Genomic DNA, 18,792 nt, shown 5'->3' on the forward strand with positions numbered 1-18,792 from the left:
TTACCCCTTTCCGTTCCCCGTCCATCCACTGTGGACGGAAGCCTCGTCGGTGGCGGCGCGCAGCTCCGGCACGAGCGCGAGCAGGCCGTCGTAGTCCAGCAGCACCTTCGGCACCGACATCGACGCCGCGGCCAGCACCTCGCCGCCGGCGCCGCGCACCGGCGCCGCGATGCAGTGGATGAAGTCCTCGTGCTCGGCGTTGTCCACGGCGTAGCCGCGCTCGGCGACCTTGTCCAGTTCCGCCAGGTAGGCCTCGGGCGAGGTGATCGTGTTCGGCGTGAGCACCACGTAGTCCAGCGAACGCGCGATCTCCTCGCGCCGCGCCCGCGGCATCGCGGCGACCAGCACCTTGCCGACGGCGGTGCAGTGCAGCGGCGCGCGTTTGCCGATGCGCGAGTACATCCGCACGGAGTGGTGGCCCTCGAACTTGTCGATGTACACGACCTCGCCGTCTTCGTACGAGGCGAGGTGCACGGTGTGCCCGGTGCGGATGTTGAGCGCCGCGAGCGCGTCGTGGGAGCTGCTGCGCACGTCGAGGTCTTCCAGCGCCTGGTTCGCGAGGTCGAATAGCGCGCTGCCGAGGCGGTAGTGGCGGGTCCCCTCGCGGCGCACGAAGTGGTGCGACTCGAGCGTGCGCAACAGGCGCAGCACGGTCGTCTTGTGCACGCCGATCTCCTCGGCGAGCTCGTCCAGCGTCTTCGCGCCGCGGGCGAGCCCGGCCAGCACGGTCAGCGCCCGGTCCAGGCTCTGGCTCACCTCACCACCACACCCTCTCCCGTCAGGCGGGCCGCGCCCCACTCTTCGGCGTCCGCGCGCAGCAGCGTATCCACCACGGGGGCGGGCAGGGGCGTGCCGACGTCGTCGTGGGTCAGCAGGGTCGCGGCGGCCTGGAGGTGCCCGCGGCGCAGCCGGGTCGACGGGTCGGCGCCGCGCAGGGTGGCGGCGAGGAAGCCGGCCGCGAACGCGTCGCCGGCACCGACCGGCTCGACCACGTCCACGCGCAGCGCGGGTTCGAACACCGGCGCCGCGTCGCCTTCGACGAGTGTCGCGCCGCGTTCGCCGTGCTTCACCACGAGCGTGCGCGGCCCGGGCAGCAGTTCGCGCAGCCGCCTGGGATCACCGGTCCCCCACACGCGTTCGGCCTCGTCGTCGCCGGTGAGGACCAGGTCGGCGAGCCCGGCCAGCTCCGCGAGCACGGCGACATCCTGCCCCAGCGCGGGCCGGTGGTTGACGTCGAACGACACGAGCCGCTCCCCGCGCGGGGCCGCCAGCAACGCGCGCACGAGCGCGAGGCAACTGGCCGACAGCGCGGGCGTGATCCCGGACAGGTGCAGCACGCGCACGCCCTCGAGGTGCAGCCGGTCCACGAGGTCCGGGCCGAGCGCGGAGGCGGCCGATCCGGTGCGGTAATAACGCACCGGGCTGCCCTGGGTGCCGCTTTCCTTGACGTACAAACCTGTCGGACGCGCCGGATCGATCTCCACGCCGCTCACGTCGACGCCGGCCGAGGCGATCTGCTGCACCAGCGCGCGGCCGAACGGGTCGTCGCCGACCGCGCTCACCCACGCGCTCGGCACCCCGAGTGCGGGCAGGTGGCACGCGACGTTCGACTCGGCGCCGCCGAAGGTGCGCAGCCAGCTGCGCACCCGTTCGGGCGGGCCGGGTTCGGCCGGCACGAACAGGGCCATCGACTCGCCGATGCAGAGCACCTCGGGCGGGCTGGTCACTGACTTTCTCCCCGTTCCGTCACCCCGTTGACCTGTGGCGGACCGGATGCTACACCTATGTCGCGCATTTTGCGCAACGCCAGTTGCATCATACGCAACCTATGCCCGCACCGAGGTCTGAATCGATGAACAGCTCCGAGCACGCCGCCCTGACCGCCGCCGTCCGCGCGGGCCGGGACGAGAAGATCGACTGGCGCTTCCGCTCGATCGCGCCCGCGCTGGCCGGGCTCACCCTCGACGAGGCCGCGGCCCGGCGTGCGAACCTGTTCGCCGACGGCTTCTTCGGCCCGTTCGTCGTGCTCGACGCCGCGGCGCTGGAGCACAACCTCGCCACCATGGCGGCGTGGTGCGCCGGGCACGGGATCGCGCTCGCGCCGCACGGCAAGACCACGATGGCGCCCGAGCTGTTCGCGCGCCAGCTCGCGCACGGCGCGTGGGGCGTCACCGCCGCCAACGCCGGGCACCTGCGGATCTACCGCGCGTTCGGCGTCTCGCGGATCCTGCTGGCCAACCAGCTCGTGGACCCGGCGGGCCTGCGCTGGCTCGCGGGCGAGCTGGCGGCGGACCCGGCGTTCGAGTTCGTGTGCTGGGTCGACTCCGTGCGCGGGGTCGAGCTGATGACCGAGGCGCTGGCCGGCTCCGCGCGCCCGGTCGACGTGCTCGTGGAGCTGGGTGGCGCCGGCGGCCGCACCGGGGTGCGCGACCCGGAGACGGCGCTGGCCGTGGCCGAGGCGGTCGCGAAGAGTCCCGCGCTGCGGTTGCGCGGCACGGGCGGCTACGAGGGCGCGCTGTCGCACGACACCGACGACGCCGCCCTGGCCAAGATCAGTTCCTATGTGGACACCCTGCGCGACTCGGCGATCGCGTTCGCAGACCAGGGACTGCTCGCCGAAGGCCAGGTGTACGTGACGGCCGGCGGGAGCGCCTACTTCGACCGCGTGGCCCAGGAGCTCACGAAACCGTGGCCCGACGGCATGGACGTGCTGCCGATCCTGCGCAGCGGCGCCTATGTCACCCACGACGACGGCTTCTACCGCGAGATCTCGCCGCTCGGCGTGCACCCGCGGCTGGCCGGCGTCGAGCCGTTCCACGCCGCGCTGCACGCGTGGGCGCAGGTCACCTCGAAACCCACTGCCGAGCTTGCGCTGCTCACCGCCGGCAAGCGCGATCTGCCCTACGACGAGGGCATGCCGGAGCCGCAGCTGCTGCGCAAGAACGGCGTCAACGCCGAGCTCACCGGCCACGCAGTGACGAAGCTGAACGACCAGCACGCGTTCCTGGCGCTGCCCGCGGACTCCCCCGTCGAGGTCGGCGACTGGGTGCGGCTCGGGCTTTCGCACCCGTGCACGACGTTCGACAAGTGGCCGCTGCTGCCGGTGGTGGACACCGACGGCGAGACGGTCGTCGACTTCGTGCGGACGTGGTTCTGATGGATGTGCTCTGATGGACACTGTCTTCCGCGGCGCCCAAGTGGCCGACGGCACCGGCGGTCCGATCACTCGCCACGACGTCGGGATCACCGGCGACCGCGTCACCGAGGTCGCCGAACCCGGCTCGCTCACCGGAAAGCGCGTGCTGGACGCGGACGGCCTCGTGCTCGCGCCCGGGTTCATCGACATGCACTCGCACTCCGACCTGCAGCTGCTCACGAACCCGGACCACCTCGCGAAGGTCTCCCAGGGCGTGACCACCGAGGTGCTCGGGCAGGACGGCCTCTCGTACGCGCCCGTGGACGACACCGTGCTCGAGGCACTGCGCCAGCAGCTCGCGGGCTGGAACGACGACCCGGCCGGCTTCGACTGGAACTGGCGCTCGGTCGGCGAGTACCTCGACCGGCTCGACCGCGGCGTGGCCGTGAACGCCGCCTACCTCGTGCCGCAGGGCACCGTCCGGATGCTCGCGGTCGGCTGGGAGAACCGGCCGGCGACCGGGGCCGAGCTCGACCGGATGAAGGAACTGATCGCGACCGGGCTCGAAGAAGGCGCTTTCGGGCTGTCCTCGGGGCTCACCTACACGCCGGGCATGTACGCGGACACGGCCGAGCTCGTCGAGCTGTGCCGCGTGGTCGGCGCGCACGGCGGCTACTACAGCCCCCACCACCGCAGCTACGGCGCCGGTGCGCTGGAGGCCTTCGCCGAGATGGTCGACGTCTCGCGCCGCGCGGACTGCCCGCTGCACCTCGCGCACGCCACGATGAACTTCTCCGTCAACAAGGGCAAAGCACCGGGGCTGCTGAAGCTGCTGGACGACGCCCTCGACGCCGGCGGCGACATCACCCTCGACACCTACCCGTACCTGCCGGGCGCCACCTACCTGTCGGCGCTGCTGCCGAGCTGGGCCACCGAGGGCGGGCTCGACGCCACGCTCGCGCGACTGTCCGATGCGGACACCCGCGAGCGGATCCGCGTCGAGATCGAAGAGACCGGCTCGGACGGCGCGCACGGCGTGCCCATCGACTGGTCCGGCATCGAGATCAACGGCGTGCGCCACCAGAGCAACGTCGGCCTCGTCGGCCACAGCGTCGCGGAATCCGCCCGTACGCAAGGAAAAACGCCCGCCGAGCTGTACTTCGCCACGCTGGTCGACGAACGGCTCGGCACCTCGTGCCTGATGCACATCGGCCACGAGGAGAACGTGCAGGCCATCATGCGCCACCGCACGCACACCGGCGGTTCCGACGGCCTGCTCGTCGGCAACCGGCCGCACCCGCGCGCCTGGGGCACGTTCCCCCGTTACCTCGCCCGCTACGTCCGTGAACTGGGCGTGCTCGGGCTGGCCGACTGCGTCGCGCACCTCACCGGGCGCGCGGCGCGGCGGCTGCGGCTCACCGACCGGGGCCTCGTGCGCCCCGGGTACGCGGCCGACCTGGTGCTGTTCGATCCCGCCACGATCACCGACACCGCCACGTTCGAAAACCCGAGGCAGCCCGCCGAGGGGATCTCCCACGTCTTCGTGAACGGCGTCGCCGCGATCGAGGACACCCACCCCACCGGCGCCCTCGCCGGCCATTCCCTTCGTCACCCCGGGAGGGGCCGATGATCCACTGGCTGCAGACCACGACCGGCGGTCTGCTGACGCTCGCGGCGGTTTCGATCGCCGTCCTGCTCGTGCTCATCATCAAGGTCAAGCTCGAACCGTTCATCGCGTTGATCGTGGTGGGGGTGCTCACCGCGCTGGCCGCCGGCCTGCCCGTGGGAACGCTGGTCGGCACCGCGCAGAAGACGTCGGACTCCTTGCTGGAGAAGGGGTTCGGCAGCATCCTCGGGCACATCACGGCGATCATCGGCCTCGGCACCCTGCTGGGGTCGATCCTCGAACGCTCCGGGGGCGCCCGCGTGCTGACCTCGGCGCTGCTGCGCGCGTTCGGCGAGAAACGCGCGCCGCTCGCGATGGGCCTGTCCGGTCTGATCTTCGGCATCCCGGTGTTCTTCGACATCGGCATCTTCGTGCTGGCGCCGCTGGTCTACGCGGCGGCCAAGCACGGCGGCCGCTCGATCGTGCTCTACGCGATGCCGCTGCTGGCGGGCCTGTCGATCACCCACGCGTTCATCCCGCCCCACCCCGGGCCCGTCGCGGCCGCCGGGCTGCTGCACGTGGACCTCGGCTGGCTCATCCTGATGGGCGCGGTCTGCGGCATCCCCGCGTGGTTCGTCGGCGGCATCCTGTACTCGACGTGGATCGGCAAGCGCGTGAACGTGCCGCTCGCCGAGGAGTTCGCCAAGCTCGCCGGCGACGACGACGAAGAGAACCCGAACCCGCCGTCGCTGGCCCTGGTCAGCGGCATCATCGCGATCCCGCTCGTGCTGATCCTGGTGGGCACGTTCGGCAGCATCGTGCTGCCGAAGAACTCCGGTGCGGCCGGGGTCGCGGCGTTCCTGGGCACGCCCGCCATCGCGCTGACGATCGCGACGCTGCTCGCCTCGTGGCTGCTGGGCCACCGCCGTGGCATGACGGGGACGGACCTGGCGCAGCTGTCGGCGAACGCGCTGCGCCCGGTCGCGATGATCCTGCTGGTGGTGGGCGCGGGCTCGTTCTTCGGGGCGGTGCTCTCGGCGACCGGCATCGGCCAGGCCGTCGCCGGCTCCCTCGGCGACGCGGGCCTGCCCGTGATCCTCGCGGCCTACATCATCAGCTGCGGCATGCGCGTCGCGCAGGGCTCGGCGACGGTCGCGATCGTGACCACCAGCGGCATCGTCGCGCCGACGGTGGTGGAGCTGCACTACTCGCAGCCGCAGCTGGCCCTGATCGTGATCGCGATCTCCGCGGGCTCGATCATCGCCTCCCACGTGAACGACGGCGGCTTCTGGATCGTGTCGCGCTACTTCGGCCTTTCCGTGCCCCAGACGCTGAAAACGTGGACCGCGCTCGAAACAGTCCTTTCCCTCAGCGGTTTCGCCGTGGCAGCATTGATCATGGCAGTGGTCTGAACCACCTTCTGGTCCCCTCACCGTTGGGAGAAACCTCGATGGCCGGACTTTCCCGTCGCACGTTCCTCGGCGCCGCCGGCGCCGCCGGACTCGGCACCGTGCTCGGCACCCAGCTCGCGAACGCCGCACCCGCCGGGTGCGCGCGAGACGCGCGCGCGATCGCGTACGTCGGCAGCTACACCAGCACCCCACCGGCCGGGCACGGCCTCGACGTGGTGGGCCGCACGGGCACCGCGCCGGCGCTCACCCCGGTGCGCACCGTCGCCGGGGTGCCCGACGCGTCGTGGTTCGACCGCAGCCGCGACGGCCGCACCCTCTACGCGACGAACGAGGGTGACCCGAATGGCGCCATCTCGGCCCTCGACGTCACCACGGCGAACCGGCCCCGGCTGCTCAACTCCGTGTCGTCGAAGGGCAGCGCGCCGACGCACCTGTCGGTGCACAGCAGCCAGAAGTACGCGCTGGCGGCCAACTACGGCTCGGGCAGCGTCGTGGTGCTGCCGATCCTGGCGGGCGGCAAGCTCGGCCCGGCCACGGACGTGCAGCAGCACCAGGGCGCCGAGCGGGACGCGCACGCGCACCAGGTGGTGAACGACCCGACCGGGCAGTGGGTGCTGTCGGTGGACCTCGGCGCCGACTCGGTCTACGTGTACACGCTCGACACCGGCAGCGGGAAGCTCGCGCTGCACCAGCAGGTCACGCTCCCCTCCGGCGCGGGGCCGCGGCACCTGGCGTTCCACCCGAACGGCCGCTACGCCTACCTCGCGCAGGAGCTGCGCCCGGAGATCACCGTGCTGTCCTGGGACGCGGCGGCGGGCCGGCTCACCCCGCTCGCGGTCGTCCCCGCGGTACCGGCGGGCAGCACCGGCGACCTGTTCCCGGGCGAGATCGCCGTGTCGACGGACGCCAAGTTCGTCTACGCGACCGTCCGCGGCCCGAACACGATCGCCACGTTCTCGGTGTCCGGCGGCGGCACCACGCTCAAGCTGGTGTCCAGTGTGGACACCGGGGGCAACTGGCCGCGCCACGTCGCGCTCTCGCCCGACGAACGCTGGTTCTACGTGTCCAACCAGCGTTCGGGCACCGTCACCTGGCTGCCGCGCGACCCGGCCACGGGCCTGCCCGGCGCGGTCGCCGGCTCGCTCGCCGTGCCGTCGGTCAACTCCGTTTTCTTCGCCTGACCCGGCGTCGCCGGCCGGCGGCGGACCAGACCGGTCCGTCGCCGGCCGGCCCCTACCCTCTGGGAGCTCAACGATGAGAGTGCGTCGTACGTTCACCGCCATCACTGTCTCCGCGGCGCTGGCCCTGCTGGCCGGCTGCGCGCCCACCCAGTCGGCCCCGGCGGCCTCGGGCGGGGACGACCAGACCGGCACGCTGCGCGTGTGGCTGTTCGACGAGGCCAGCCGCGCACCCAAGGAAGCGGCGGTGAAGGAGGCCATCACCGAGTTCAAGGCCGCGCACGCCGGCGTGGACGTCGACGTGCAGTGGGTGCCGGTCGAGGGCCGCGCCGACAAGTTCTCCGGCGCCTTCAACGACCCGTCGAACGCGCCCGACGTCGCCGAGTTCGGCAACACCGACGTGGCGAGCTACGCCCAGACCGGTGCGCTCAGCGACCTCACCGGCGACATCTCGTCGTGGAGCGACGGCAAGGACCTGCTGCCCTCGGTGCTCGGCACCGCGAAGTCGGGCGGCAAGACCTACGGCCTGCCCTGGTACACCGGCATCCGCGCCCTCTACTACCGCACCGACGTGTTCACCGAGCTGGGTCTCGAGCCGCCGGCCACCCTCGCCGAGCTGACCGACGACGCCCGCAAGATCCACGCCGCCAAGCCCGACCTCTACGGCATCTCGACCGGCGGCAAGTACACCTACGCGCTCCTGCCGTTCGTCTGGGCCAACGGTGGCGACGTGGCCAAGCAGGACAGCGGCAAGTGGACGTCCACTGTGGAGTCGCCGCAGGCGAAGGCCGGCATCACCGCGTACGCGAACCTGCTCAAGGACGACATCTGCCCGCCCGCCGCGTGCGCGAACCTCACCGGCACGCAGAGCGTGACCGCGTTCGCCGGCGGCAAGGCCGGGATGACCATCGGCGGTGACTTCAACCGCAAGGCCGTGGAACAGGGTGCGGTTAAGGGCAAGTACGCCGTGGTCCCGCTGCCGGGCACCACGCCGGGCTCGGTCGCGCCCGCGTTCGCCGGCGGCAACCTGCTGGGCGTGTTCGGCGCGAGCAAGCGCCACGGGCTCGCCGTGCAGTTCGCGGAGCTGCTGGCCGGGGCGAAGTACCAGGAGAAGATGTACAACGCCATGGGCAACCTGCCCACGCTGGAGAGCGTGCAGAAGAAGCTCGCGGCGAGCGACCCGACGCTCAAGCCGTTCGTGGACACCCTCGCCGCCGGCACGAAGTTCGTGCCGAGCACGCCCGGCTGGTCGAAGATCGACAGCCAGAACGTGCTGCCCACCGCCGTGCAGCAGATCGCGACCGGCGGCAAGGACGTCGACGGCGCGCTCGCCGACGCCACGGCGGCGATGAACAAGAACTTCGGCTGATGGTCACGCAGCAGCTGCCCGTGACCGTCCCGGCTCCGGTCGCGCCCCGCCGCGCGCGCCGGCGGCGGGACGGCCGGGCGGCGCTCCTCTACCTGCTGCCCGCCGGCATCCTGCTCGCGGCGCTGCTGGTGTACCCGATCTACCAGCTGGTGCTGATCTCGTTCTACGACTACGGGCAGCCCCAGGCCGCGGGCGCGGCGCCGCTGGTGTTCCTCGGGTTCGACAACTATGCGGCGCTGCTGCAGGACGTGCAGTTCTGGACGGTGCTCGCGAAGACCGTCGGGTTCGCCGCCGCGTGCGTGCTCGGCAGCCTGGTGGTCGGGACGGCGCTGGCGGTGCTGGCGTCGAAGGTGCGCGCGGTGCCGCGGACGCTGCTGTTCCTCGCGGCGCTCGGCGCGTGGTCGACGCCCGCGATCGCCGGCTCGTACGTGTGGCTGTTCCTCTTCGACACCGACTTCGGCCTCGTGAACGAGGTGCTCTCGGGCATCGGCTTCACGGGCATGGCGCACCACTCCTGGACGTTCGGCACCTTCGGCGCGTTCGGGCTCGTGGCCGCCGAGGTGATCTGGTGCTCGTTCCCGTTCGTGCTGGTCACGATGTACGCCGGGATCAAGGCGATCCCGGAGGAGGTCCTCGAGGCCGCGTCGCTGGACGGCGCGTCGGCGTGGCGCAGCACGTGGGCCGTCGTGCTGCCGATGGTGCGGTCGCTGCTGATGATCGCGACGATCCAGTCGATCATCTGGGACTTCAAGGTGTTCACCCAGATCTACGTGATGACCAACGGCGGCGGCGTGGCCGGGCGCAACCTCGTGCTCAACGTCTACGCCTACCAGCAGGCCTTCGCCGGGCAGGAGTACGGCCTCGGCTCGGCGATCGGAGTCGTGATGACGCTGCTGCTCCTGTCGATCACCGGACTGTACGTCCGGTCCCAGCGCCGGAGCACGGCATGGCTGTGATCACGGCGAAGTCGCGCACTCGCCGCGTCCGGCGGCCGGGCCGGCTCGTCGCGGAGATCGTCACGGTCGTGGTGGCCGGGATCGTCGCGTTCCCGCTGTACTGGATGGTGCTCTCGGCGTTCAAGCCCGCCGACGAGATTCAGACGGCGAACCCGAAACCGTGGACGCTGGCGCCTTCGCTCGACAGCTTCCAGCGCGTGCTCACCGTTTCGGGCTTCGGCCGGTTCTTCGTGAACAGCCTCCTGGTCGCGCTGGCCGTGGTGGTGCTGTCGCTGCTGCTGTCGTTCCTGTCGGCCGTGGCCCTCACGCGGTTCCGCTTCCGCGGCCGCACGGTGCTGCTGGTGATGATCCTCGTGGCGCAGATGGTGCCGGTGGAGGCGCTGACCATCCCGCTGTTCTTCCTGATGCGCCAGATCGGCGCGGTCGCGCCGGCGTTCGGGCTCAACGAGCTGGGCTCGCTCGTGCTCGTGCACCTGGCGTTCAGCCTGCCGTTCGCGATCTGGATGCTGCGCGGGTTCGTCGCGGCGGTGCCGGTGGAGCTGGAGGAAGCGGCGAAGCTGGACGGCGCGTCGCGGATGCGCTTCACGTGGCAGATCCTGTTCCCGCTGGTGGCGCCGGGCTTGGTCGCCGTGAGCGTGCTGGCGTTCATCCACGCGTGGAACGACTTCCTGTTCGCGAAGACGTTCATCATCTCCAAGACCGAGAACCAGACGCTGCCGCAGGCGATCCTGGTGTTCTTCAAACCGGAGGACACCGACTGGGGCGCGGTGATGGCGTCGTCCACCCTCATGACGATCCCGGTGCTGGTGTTCTTCGTGCTGGTGCAACGCCGGCTCGTCGCCGGGATGTCCGGCGCGGTGAAAGGCTGATCATGCCCGGGTTCGACACCCTGCTCCCCCGTCCCGTCTCCGTCACGGAGGTGCCGGGCACGTGCCCGTGGCCGGCCCCGGTCACCGTGCGGCCGGCGCCGGACCTGCCCGCCGAGGGCTACCGGCTGGCGATCACGCCCCACGGCGTCACGCTGTCGGTCGCCGACGCGGCGGGCGAGGTGTACGGCCGGCAGACGCTGCGCCAGCTCGCCGGGCCGGACGCGTTCCGGGCGGCGTCGATCCGCTCCGGGCTGAGGTTGCCGTGCGGGGTGGTGGAGGACCACCCGCGGTTCGGCTGGCGCGGCTGCCTGCTCGACGTGGCGCGGCACTTCCGCACGAAGGCCGAGGTGCTGCGGTTCGTCGACCTGCTGGCGGCGCACAAGCTCAACGTGCTGAACCTGCACCTGACCGACGACCAGGGCTGGCGCATCGAGGTGCCGCGGTTCCCCCGGCTCACCTCGGTCGGTGGCTGGCGGCGTTCGTCGATGGTGGGGCGCCACGACGGTCCCGAGCGCGACGGCCGTCCCCACGGCGGCTTCTACTCCACCGACGACCTGCGGGAGATCGTCGCGTACGCCGCCGCGCGGGCCGTGACGGTGGTGCCGGAGATCGACGTGCCCGGCCACGCCCGCGCGGCCATCGCCGCGTACCCGAAGCTCGGCCCCGACCCCGACGCGGACTGGGAGGTGTGGACGTCCTGGGGCATCAGCACTTCGCTGCTCGACCCTTCGGAGTCCACTTTGGCCTTCTTCCGCACGGTGTTCGACCACGTGCTGGACATCTTCCCGTCGCCGGTCATCGGCCTCGGCGGTGACGAGGTGCCGGGCGCGACCGAGGCCCACGGCCGATTCGTCCGCGAGATCGCCGCGCACCTGGCCGCACGCGGCAGGCAGGCGCTCGGCTGGGACGAGGTCCTCGACATCGACGACCTCCCGCCCATGGTGATCGGCGCCTGGCAGGACGAGGCGCGCGGCGAGCTGGCCGCGTCCCGGGGTCACGACGTGGTGCTGTGCCCCGAGAACCGCGTGTACCTCGACCACCGCCAGTCCGACCACCCCGACGAGCCCATCCCGGTCGGCTACCTGCGCACACTGGAGGACGTCTACACCTACGATCCGGCGCTGACCGGCCCGCACCTGCTCGGCGCCCAGGCCCAGGTCTGGACCGAGCACCTCGACACCGCGCGGCGCGTGGACTACGCGGCTTTCCCCCGGCTGAGCGCGTTCGCGGAGCTGGCCTGGACCACCGGGCCCCGCGACTTCGCCGAGTTCCTGCCGCGCCTGCGCGACCACCACCTGCCGCGGCTCGACGCGCTGGGCGTGGAGTACCGGCCGCTCGACGGGCCGCACCCGTGGCAGACCCGGCCCGACGCACCGGGCCGCCCTCGCTGAGCTCTAGCGCTGCCCGCGGTCCGGCCGGACCACGTGCGGCCCGGGCCTCCCCTCCGGCAGCGCGCGCACCGGACGGACGCCCGTGGCCCACCACCAGAACGCCGCTCCGACCACCGCCACCAGCAACCCGCCGACCATCAGGACCACCGCGAGCCCCACGACCGACGCCGACAGCGCGGCCATGCCCCCGACCACGGCCAGCACCCCGGCGAAGTACACCAGCGCCCATCCCAGCAGCGACTGCCGCACCTTCCGGACGGCCGCGACGCGCAGCTCGAGCTCGGCGCCGCACCAGTCGCAGACGGCCGTCGCCGAGGCGTAACCGGCCGTGGGGCGCCGGACGGTGAGCCGCGAGGTGCGTTCGCTGCCTTCGGCACTGCGCTCGTGCGCGAGGTGCCGCAGCAGCAGCCGTGGGCGCGGGTCTCGCTCCACCGGATTCCCCTTCGTCGGGCTGGTTCGCGGCGACCGTACCTCGTGCCCCGCCGAGCTGTGTAGGGCGTTATACAGAAACAGTGCGCGAACAACCGTCCGGGTGAGGCCGGGCGATTCGCCCCGCACCCGGCGCGACCAGGTACTGGTCGTCAGGCGGGGCCGTGGCGGTACCAGACCTCGGGGCGCCCCACCTGGCCGTAGCGGGGTTCGCGGTGGGCCAAGCCGTTGTCCGCCAGGTACTCCAGGTAGCGGCGGGCCGTGACGCGCGACGCGCCGATCGCGCTCGCCGCGCCGGCGGCGGAGAGCCCTTCGGAGGCGGCGGCCAGGGCGGCGGTGATCGCTTCGAGCGTCTCGGCGCTCATGCCCTTCGGCAGGGCCTGCTGCTCGCTCGTGCGCAGCGTCGCAAGCGCGCGGTCGATCTCGGCCTGGCCGGTGACCTCGCCCGAAGCCCGGTGGAACTCGGCGTAGCGCTCGAGCTTTTCCCGCAGCGAAGCGAACGTGAACGGTTTCAGCAGGTACTGCACCACGCCCACCGAGACCGCCGCCTTCACCAGCGCGAGGTCGCGCGCCGAGGTCACGGCGATCACGTCGATGGGCAGGCCGGCCGCGCGCAGTGAGCGGCACACGGCGAGGCCGTGGGTGTCGGGCAGGTAGAAGTCGAGCAGCACGAGGTCGACGGGTTCGCGCTCGCAGAAGCGCAGCGCGTCGCCGCCGGAGTGGACCACGCCGGCGACGCTGAAGCCGCCCACGCGCTCCACGTAGAGCCGGTGGGCCTCGGCGGCCACGGGCTCGTCCTCCACCACCAGCACGCGGATCACCGCAGCGCCTCCTGCCTCGGCAACCGGACCGTGAACACCGCGCCACCCTCTTGCCCGACGTCGACGCGGCCGCCGTAGCGCCGGACGGCCTGGGCCACCAGCGCGAGCCCGAGCCCGTGGCCCTCGGCCGCCTTCGTGGACCAGCCGCGGCGGAACATGTCCTCCACAGCTTCCTCCGGTACGCCCGGGCCGTTGTCGGCGACCCGCAGCAGCAGCCCGTCCTCGTCGGTCCGCGCGGTGACGACCACAGCCGGCCGGCCGGCCGCCCCGCGCGCGGCGGCGTCGATGCCGTTGTCGACGAGGTTGCCCAGGATCGTCACGAGGTCCCGGCCGGCGATCCCGCCGCCGAGGTCCTCGATCACCGTGTCGGGCGTGATCGTGAACTCGACGCCGCGTTCGCTGGCCTCCGCGGCCTTGCCGAGCAGCAAGGCCGCGAGCACGGGCTCGGACACCGCGCTCATCACGCGGTCGGTGAGCTCCTGGGCCAGCGCGAGCTCGGCCGTCGCGAACTCCACCGCGTCTTCGGGCCGGCCGAGCTCCACGAGCGAAACGACGGTGTGCAGCCGGTTCGCGGCCTCGTGCGCCTGCGACCGCAGCGCCTCCGACAGGCTGCGGGCGGTGGTGAGCTCACCCGTGAGCGTCTGCAGTTCCGTGTGGTCGCGCAGGATCACCACAGTGCCCTGCGCGCGCCCGCCGGAGCGCACGACGGTGGTACTGACCACCAGCACGCGCGTGTCGGTGAGGTGCAGCTCCTCGGTGCGCGTCTCGGCGGACACGAACGCGGCCACCAGCTCCGGCGGCAGCCCCAGCTCGACCAGCGGCCGCCCCACGGGATCCGCGGTGAGGCCCAGGAGCGTGCGCGCGCCGTCGTTGCACAGGCCGACGCGGCCGTCGCGCCCGACCAGCAGCACGCCTTCGCGCACGGAGTGCAGCACGGCTTCGTGGTACTCGAACAGGTTGCTGAGCTCACCGGGCGCGATCCCGCGCGTCTGGCGTTTGAGCCGGGCGCTCACGAGCCAGCCGCCGCACGCGCCGACCAGCAGCACCGCGGCCGCGACACCGGCGAGCGGCCATACCCGGTCGCGCAGCTCGGCGGAGATCGCGGCGATCGTGATGCCCACCGCCACCAGCGCGACGACGCGGTGGTTCGCGTCGAGCACCGGCACCACGGCGCGGACGGAAGGCCCGAGCGAACCGGTGTAGGTCTCGGTGACCACGCCACCCTCCTGGGCGGCGGCGATGTGGCCGAGGAACGGCTGGCCGATCAGCGCCGGATTCGGGTGCGTGTAGCGGATCCCCTGCGGCGTCATGATCGTGACGAAGTCGACGTCGGCGTCGGCCTGCACCCGCACCGCGTAGGGCTGCAGCACTGCCGTCGGGTCCGGTGTGGACACCGCCCGCACCACTCCCGGCGAGTCGGCGATCGCGTGGGCGACCGCCAGCGACTGGTCGCGCGCCCGGTCGGTCGTCGTGCGGCCGGCGTCGAGGTACGCGATGGTGATCCCGCCACCCACGAGCACGAGCAGCACCGCCAGCTGGAGCACCAGCAGCTGGCGGGCGAGGCTCCAGCGGCTCGTCCGGGTCCGGGTGGGCGCAGGCACGTGCCCATACCAGCACATACGGGCGGACGGCAACACCCGGGTGGTGCGACGGCCCTCGCGTACCACTGTCCGAACCGGACTGGACCTCTCGTGCGAACTCAATGAACACAACGGTGACGCTGGTCATATCCTCCCCGCATAGTGACCGGCGTTCCACCCCTTCCCCGACTGGAGGCAACGGTGCCGACACCGACCCCCGAAGCGGCCGCGCCCCGGCGCGACCGCACGCGTTACCTTTATCTGGCCGTGATCGTCGCCGTGGTGCTCGGCGCCGCGGTCGGCCTGATCTGGCCGTCGGTCGGCAAGGAGCTCGCCCCGCTGGGCACCGGTTTCGTCAACCTGATCAAGATGATGATCGCGCCGATCATCTTCTGCACCATCGTGCTGGGCATCGGCTCGGTCGCGAAGGCGGCGAAGGTCGGCAAGGTCGGCATCACCGCGCTGGTCTACTTCGTCGTGATGTCGACGTTCGCGCTCGCGATCGGCCTCATCGTCGGCAACATCCTGCACCCGGGCAGTGGTCTGCACCTCAACCCGGCCGACGTCACCAAGGTCCACGACCAGGCCAAGGGCGCCGAGGGCGGCGTCGACTTCGTGCTCGGGATCATCCCGACCTCGTTCGTCTCGGCGTTCACCGAGGGCCAGACCCTGCAGGCGCTGCTCATCGCCCTGCTGACCGGGTTCGCGCTGCAGAAGCTCGGCCGGCGCGGCGAGCCGATCCTGCGCGGCATCGAGCACGTGCAGCGCCTGGTGTTCCGCATCCTGTCGATGATCATGTGGGCGGCACCGGTCGGCGCGTTCGGCGCGATCGCGGCCGTGGTCGGCGCGACCGGCTGGGGCGCGCTGCGCAGCCTGCTGGTGATCATGCTCGGCTTCTACGTGACGTGCCTGATCTTCGTCTTCGGCGTCCTCGGCGCGGTGCTGTGGGTGGGCGCGCGGGTCAACATCTTCCAGCTGCTCAGGTACCTGGGCCGCGAGTTCCTGCTGATCCTGTCCACGTCGTCGTCGGAATCGGCGCTGCCGCGGCTGATCGCGAAGATGGAGCACCTCGGCGTGAGCAAGCCGGTCGTCGGCATCACGGTGCCCACCGGCTACTCGTTCAACCTCGACGGCACGGCGATCTACCTGACCATGGCGACGCTGTTCATCGCCTCGGCGCAGGACGAGCCGCTGGCCCTGGGCGAGCAGATCGGGTTGCTGCTGTTCATGATCCTGGCCTCGAAGGGCGCGGCGGGCGTCAGCGGCGCCGGCATCGCGACCCTGGCGAGCGGGCTGCAGTCGCACCGGCCCGAACTGGTCGACGGCGTCGGGTTCATCCTCGGCATCGACCGGTTCATGTCCGAGGCCCGCGCGCTGACGAACTTCGCCGGCAACGCCGTGGCGACCGTCCTCATCGGATCGTGGATGAAGGAGTTCGACCGCGACAAGTCCCGCCAGGTCTTCGCGGGGTCCGCGCCGTTCGACGAAGCCACGCTGCTCGACGAAGCGCCCGCACCGGTCACCACCGAGCCGCCCAGCGACCGGGGCGAACCCGTGGGTGCCTCCGCGGGCAACTGAAGCCGTTCGCACCCCAGGGCTCCTTCCGGCCCACACTCCCCCGCCGGGGTGCGAACACCCCCGTGTGCCGTGGTCGTGAGCGTCCCCCGTGCTCACGACCACGGCACACGCGTTTCTACTGCGCGTCGTAGACCTCGCGCGCCACGGCGATCGCCTCGCGGTGGCGCTGCGCCCAGTCCACGAGCCCCGACAAGGTGCCGTAGAGCTCCCGCGCCATCGGCGTCGCCTCGTACTCCACACGCGGTGGCACAGTCGGGTAGACGGTGCGCTCCAGCAGCCCGTCGCGTTCGAGGTTGCGCAGGGTCAGCGTGAGCATCCGGCGGCTGATGCCCGCCACCGAACGCTCCAGCTCCGTGAACCGCACCGGGCCCTGCGACGCCTCCAGCAGGATGCCGATCGCCCACTTGCCACTGATCCGGTTGAGCACCTCGAGCAGCGTGCACGCCTCGAGTTTCTCCGGGTCGATCGCGCTGACCTGCTCGGTCACAGCGGTGTTCCCCTGGGACATGAAAGTGCCTCCTTCCGCGCCCCTCGATGGTCACACAAGATGGTCGCAGTAACAAGAGATGCCCTGGGCGCGACCTGGGGATTCTCTTCGGTGATCGTTCTGGAGGGACCGAAATGCCGGAAGTCCGTCGGCGGGCCGTCGCACTCGTGGTGCTGTGCGCGGCCTCGCTCATGGTGGTGCTCGACGGGAGCATCGTCGCCGTGGCGCTGCCCTCGATCCAGGCCGAGCTGGGCTTCACGTCCGCGGGCCTGGCCTGGGTCGTCAACGCCTACCTCGTCGCGTTCGGCGGGCTGCTCCTGCTCTCCGGCCGCCTCGGCGACCTGCTGGGCCGGCGGCGGGTGTTCCTCGCCGGGCTCGTGGTCTTCACCGCGTCCTCGCTCGTGGCCGGGCTCTCGACCGACGCGGCGGTGCTGGTGACCGCCCGGTTCGTGCAGGGTGCCGGCGGCGCGCTCGCGTCGGCCGTGGTGCTGGGCATGATCGTGACGATGTACCCCGAACCCCGTGCGCAGGCGCGGGCGATCGGCGTCTTCAGCTTCACGCAGGCCTCGGGCGCGTCGATCGGGCTCATCGCGGGCGGCGCGCTCACGCAGGCGCTCGACTGGCACTGGACCTTCTACGTGAACCTGCCGATCGGCGCCGCCGCGCTGGTGCTGGCGCCGCTGGTCGTGGACGCGGACCGCGGCCGCGGGTTGCGCACGGGGATCGACGCGCTGGGCGCGGTGCTCGTGACGGGCGGCGTCATGCTGCTGGTGTACGGGATCGTCGAGACCGGGGCCGCACTTCCCTTGGCGGGCGCGGTTTTGCTGCTCGTCGCGTTCGTCGTGCGCCAGGCCCGGGCCCGGACTCCGTTGCTGCCGCTGCGGCTGTTCCGCGTGCGCGCGGTCAGCGGCGCCAACGTCACGATGGTGTTCATGGTCGCCGGCATGATGGGCTTCCAGTTCGTGACCGCGCTGTACCTGCAGAAAGTGCTCGGGCTCGACGCGCTCGCCACCGGGCTCGCGTTCCTGCCGGCGCCGGTGATGATCGCGGTGTTCTCCCTGGGGATCTCGGCGAAGCTCAGCGCGCGCTTCACGCCGGGCGCGGTGCTCCTGGGCGGGCTCGTGGTGGTCGCGATCGCGTTCGCGCTGCTCACCACCGTGCCCACGGACGGCAGCTACTTCCTGCACGTGTTCCCGGCCCTGGTGCTCATGGGTTCCGGTGCGGGCGCAGCCATCCCGGCCGTGATGGGGCTGGCGATGTCCGGGACGGACCCGGCCGACGCCGGCGTGGCGTCGGGCCTGATCACCACCACGCAGCAGGTCGGCGCGGCGATCGGCACCGCGGTGCTCGCGACGGCCGCCGCGGCGCGCACGGCAGGACTGGCGTCGGAGGGGGCTCGCGCCGCACTCGCTTCGGGCTACCGGCTCGCGTACGGGCTGAGTGCGGGCTTCGTGCTCCTCGCCGCGGTGGCGGCGGCGCTCGTGCTGGTGTGCCGCCCGCGCCCGGTCGCGAAGCCGGACCTGTGCGTGGCGGGTCAGGCCAGGTAGGCGGCCAGGCCGCGGTGGCCCCGGCTCATCATCCACGCGTGGTTGGCGCGGAAGAACGGCCGGGCCACCGTGTCCAGCTTGCGCAGCAACGGTTTGCGGGCCCGCACGTGCTGCGTGATCTCCAGCCGCGTGCCCGCACCGACGGGGTGCAGCGCGCCGGCGAGGAAGCCTTCGAGGTCACCGCTCAGCCCGACGCGGACGTGGCCCGCGTCGGGGTCCTCTTCCTCGCGGTGCATGGCGATCACCAGCCGGTACGGCAGGCGCGAGCGGCAGACGACCTCGGCCGTGTCGTCGTCGAGGCGGCGGACCGAGCGCACGTCGGGCCACCACCGCGGATAAGCCTCGAGGTCCACGACGGCGTCGAAGACCCGGCGGGCCGGGGCGACCGGGAGCCACCAGGTGCTGGAAAACCGGTACTCCGCCCCCGCCACCG

At 71.9% G+C, this 18,792-nt stretch carries 17 protein-coding genes; 10 read left to right on the forward strand and 7 right to left on the reverse strand.

Annotated elements, in window-relative coordinates:
- Window positions 1–756 carry an IclR family transcriptional regulator gene (locus ACFY1H_RS23420; protein ID WP_386949474.1) on the reverse strand — a complete coding sequence of 252 codons (756 nt, stop codon included), beginning with the start codon at window positions 754–756 and terminating at the stop codon, window positions 1–3.
- A complete protein-coding gene (locus tag ACFY1H_RS23425) occupies window positions 753–1,727 on the reverse strand; it encodes a sugar kinase (RefSeq protein WP_386949477.1) in 975 nt (324 codons plus the stop codon). The genes ACFY1H_RS23420 and ACFY1H_RS23425 overlap by 4 nt, the downstream gene beginning before the upstream one ends.
- Before the next feature lie 125 nt (window positions 1,728–1,852).
- On the opposite strand from ACFY1H_RS23425, the gene ACFY1H_RS23430 reads away from it, so the two are divergent.
- The 8 genes from ACFY1H_RS23430 (at window position 1,853) to ACFY1H_RS23465 (ending at window position 11,917) form a co-directional block, all read left to right on the forward strand.
- A complete protein-coding gene (locus ACFY1H_RS23430; RefSeq protein WP_386949480.1) occupies window positions 1,853–3,157 on the forward strand; it encodes an amino acid deaminase in 1,305 nt (434 codons plus the stop codon).
- A gap of 13 nt (window positions 3,158–3,170) precedes the next feature.
- On the forward strand, window positions 3,171–4,766 hold the full coding sequence (locus tag ACFY1H_RS23435) for a D-aminoacylase (protein ID WP_366581629.1): 1,596 nt from the start codon (window positions 3,171–3,173) through the stop codon (window positions 4,764–4,766).
- Entirely contained in the window at window positions 4,763–6,154 is a 1,392-nt protein-coding gene (locus tag ACFY1H_RS23440) for a GntP family permease (protein ID WP_386949483.1), read from the forward strand. The genes ACFY1H_RS23435 and ACFY1H_RS23440 overlap by 4 nt, the downstream gene beginning before the upstream one ends.
- A gap of 38 nt (window positions 6,155–6,192) precedes the next feature.
- Window positions 6,193–7,335: a lactonase family protein gene (locus ACFY1H_RS23445; RefSeq protein WP_386949486.1), complete on the forward strand. Its 1,143-nt coding sequence runs from the start codon at window positions 6,193–6,195 to the stop codon at window positions 7,333–7,335.
- A 73-nt stretch (window positions 7,336–7,408) separates the two neighbouring features.
- Window positions 7,409–8,701 (forward strand): extracellular solute-binding protein, encoded by a 1,293-nt coding sequence (locus ACFY1H_RS23450; RefSeq protein WP_386949489.1) that lies wholly within the window; start codon window positions 7,409–7,411, stop codon window positions 8,699–8,701.
- Complete coding sequence (locus ACFY1H_RS23455; RefSeq protein ID WP_386949492.1) at window positions 8,701–9,657, forward strand: carbohydrate ABC transporter permease; 957 nt, start codon at window positions 8,701–8,703, stop codon at window positions 9,655–9,657. The genes ACFY1H_RS23450 and ACFY1H_RS23455 overlap by 1 nt, the downstream gene beginning before the upstream one ends.
- Window positions 9,648–10,526: a carbohydrate ABC transporter permease gene (locus ACFY1H_RS23460; RefSeq protein WP_386949495.1), complete on the forward strand. Its 879-nt coding sequence runs from the start codon at window positions 9,648–9,650 to the stop codon at window positions 10,524–10,526. The genes ACFY1H_RS23455 and ACFY1H_RS23460 overlap by 10 nt, the downstream gene beginning before the upstream one ends.
- A gap of 2 nt (window positions 10,527–10,528) precedes the next feature.
- Window positions 10,529–11,917, forward strand: coding sequence for a beta-N-acetylhexosaminidase (locus tag ACFY1H_RS23465; RefSeq protein ID WP_386949498.1), 1,389 nt, complete (start codon window positions 10,529–10,531; stop codon window positions 11,915–11,917).
- Window positions 11,918–11,920: 3 nt separating this feature from the next.
- On the opposite strand, the gene ACFY1H_RS23470 is transcribed toward ACFY1H_RS23465, so the two are convergent.
- From ACFY1H_RS23470 to ACFY1H_RS23480, 3 genes are all read right to left on the reverse strand, one after another.
- Complete coding sequence (locus ACFY1H_RS23470; RefSeq protein WP_386949501.1) at window positions 11,921–12,349, reverse strand: hypothetical protein; 429 nt, start codon at window positions 12,347–12,349, stop codon at window positions 11,921–11,923.
- Between the two features lie 149 nt (window positions 12,350–12,498).
- Window positions 12,499–13,167, reverse strand: coding sequence for a response regulator (locus ACFY1H_RS23475; protein ID WP_366581616.1), 669 nt, complete (start codon window positions 13,165–13,167; stop codon window positions 12,499–12,501).
- Complete coding sequence (locus tag ACFY1H_RS23480; RefSeq protein ID WP_386950504.1) at window positions 13,164–14,786, reverse strand: ATP-binding protein; 1,623 nt, start codon at window positions 14,784–14,786, stop codon at window positions 13,164–13,166. Before ACFY1H_RS23480 ends, ACFY1H_RS23475 begins: the two co-directional genes overlap by 4 nt.
- 162 nt (window positions 14,787–14,948) lie before the next feature.
- Here ACFY1H_RS23480 and ACFY1H_RS23485 point away from each other — a divergent pair, with 162 nt between their 5' ends.
- The gene (locus ACFY1H_RS23485) at window positions 14,949–16,325 is read left to right on the forward strand and encodes a cation:dicarboxylate symporter family transporter (protein WP_386949505.1); all 1,377 of its coding nucleotides are present in this window, start codon (window positions 14,949–14,951) and stop codon (window positions 16,323–16,325) included.
- Between the two features lie 115 nt (window positions 16,326–16,440).
- Here the strand turns inward: ACFY1H_RS23485 and ACFY1H_RS23490 are convergent, their stop codons facing one another.
- Window positions 16,441–16,833: a helix-turn-helix domain-containing protein gene (locus tag ACFY1H_RS23490; RefSeq protein WP_366581610.1), complete on the reverse strand. Its 393-nt coding sequence runs from the start codon at window positions 16,831–16,833 to the stop codon at window positions 16,441–16,443.
- 113 nt (window positions 16,834–16,946) lie between these two features.
- On the opposite strand from ACFY1H_RS23490, the gene ACFY1H_RS23495 reads away from it, so the two are divergent.
- Entirely contained in the window at window positions 16,947–18,359 is a 1,413-nt protein-coding gene (locus ACFY1H_RS23495; RefSeq protein ID WP_386949509.1) for an MFS transporter, read from the forward strand.
- On the opposite strand, the gene ACFY1H_RS23500 is transcribed toward ACFY1H_RS23495, so the two are convergent.
- Complete coding sequence (locus ACFY1H_RS23500) at window positions 18,347–18,790, reverse strand: SRPBCC family protein (RefSeq protein ID WP_366581607.1); 444 nt, start codon at window positions 18,788–18,790, stop codon at window positions 18,347–18,349. The two genes, ACFY1H_RS23495 and ACFY1H_RS23500, sit on opposite strands and share 13 nt — an antisense overlap.
- Window positions 18,791–18,792: the final 2 nt, after the last annotated feature.

Source organism: Amycolatopsis sp. NPDC001319 (assembly GCF_042896185.1).
GTDB lineage: Bacteria > Actinomycetota > Actinomycetes > Mycobacteriales > Pseudonocardiaceae > Amycolatopsis.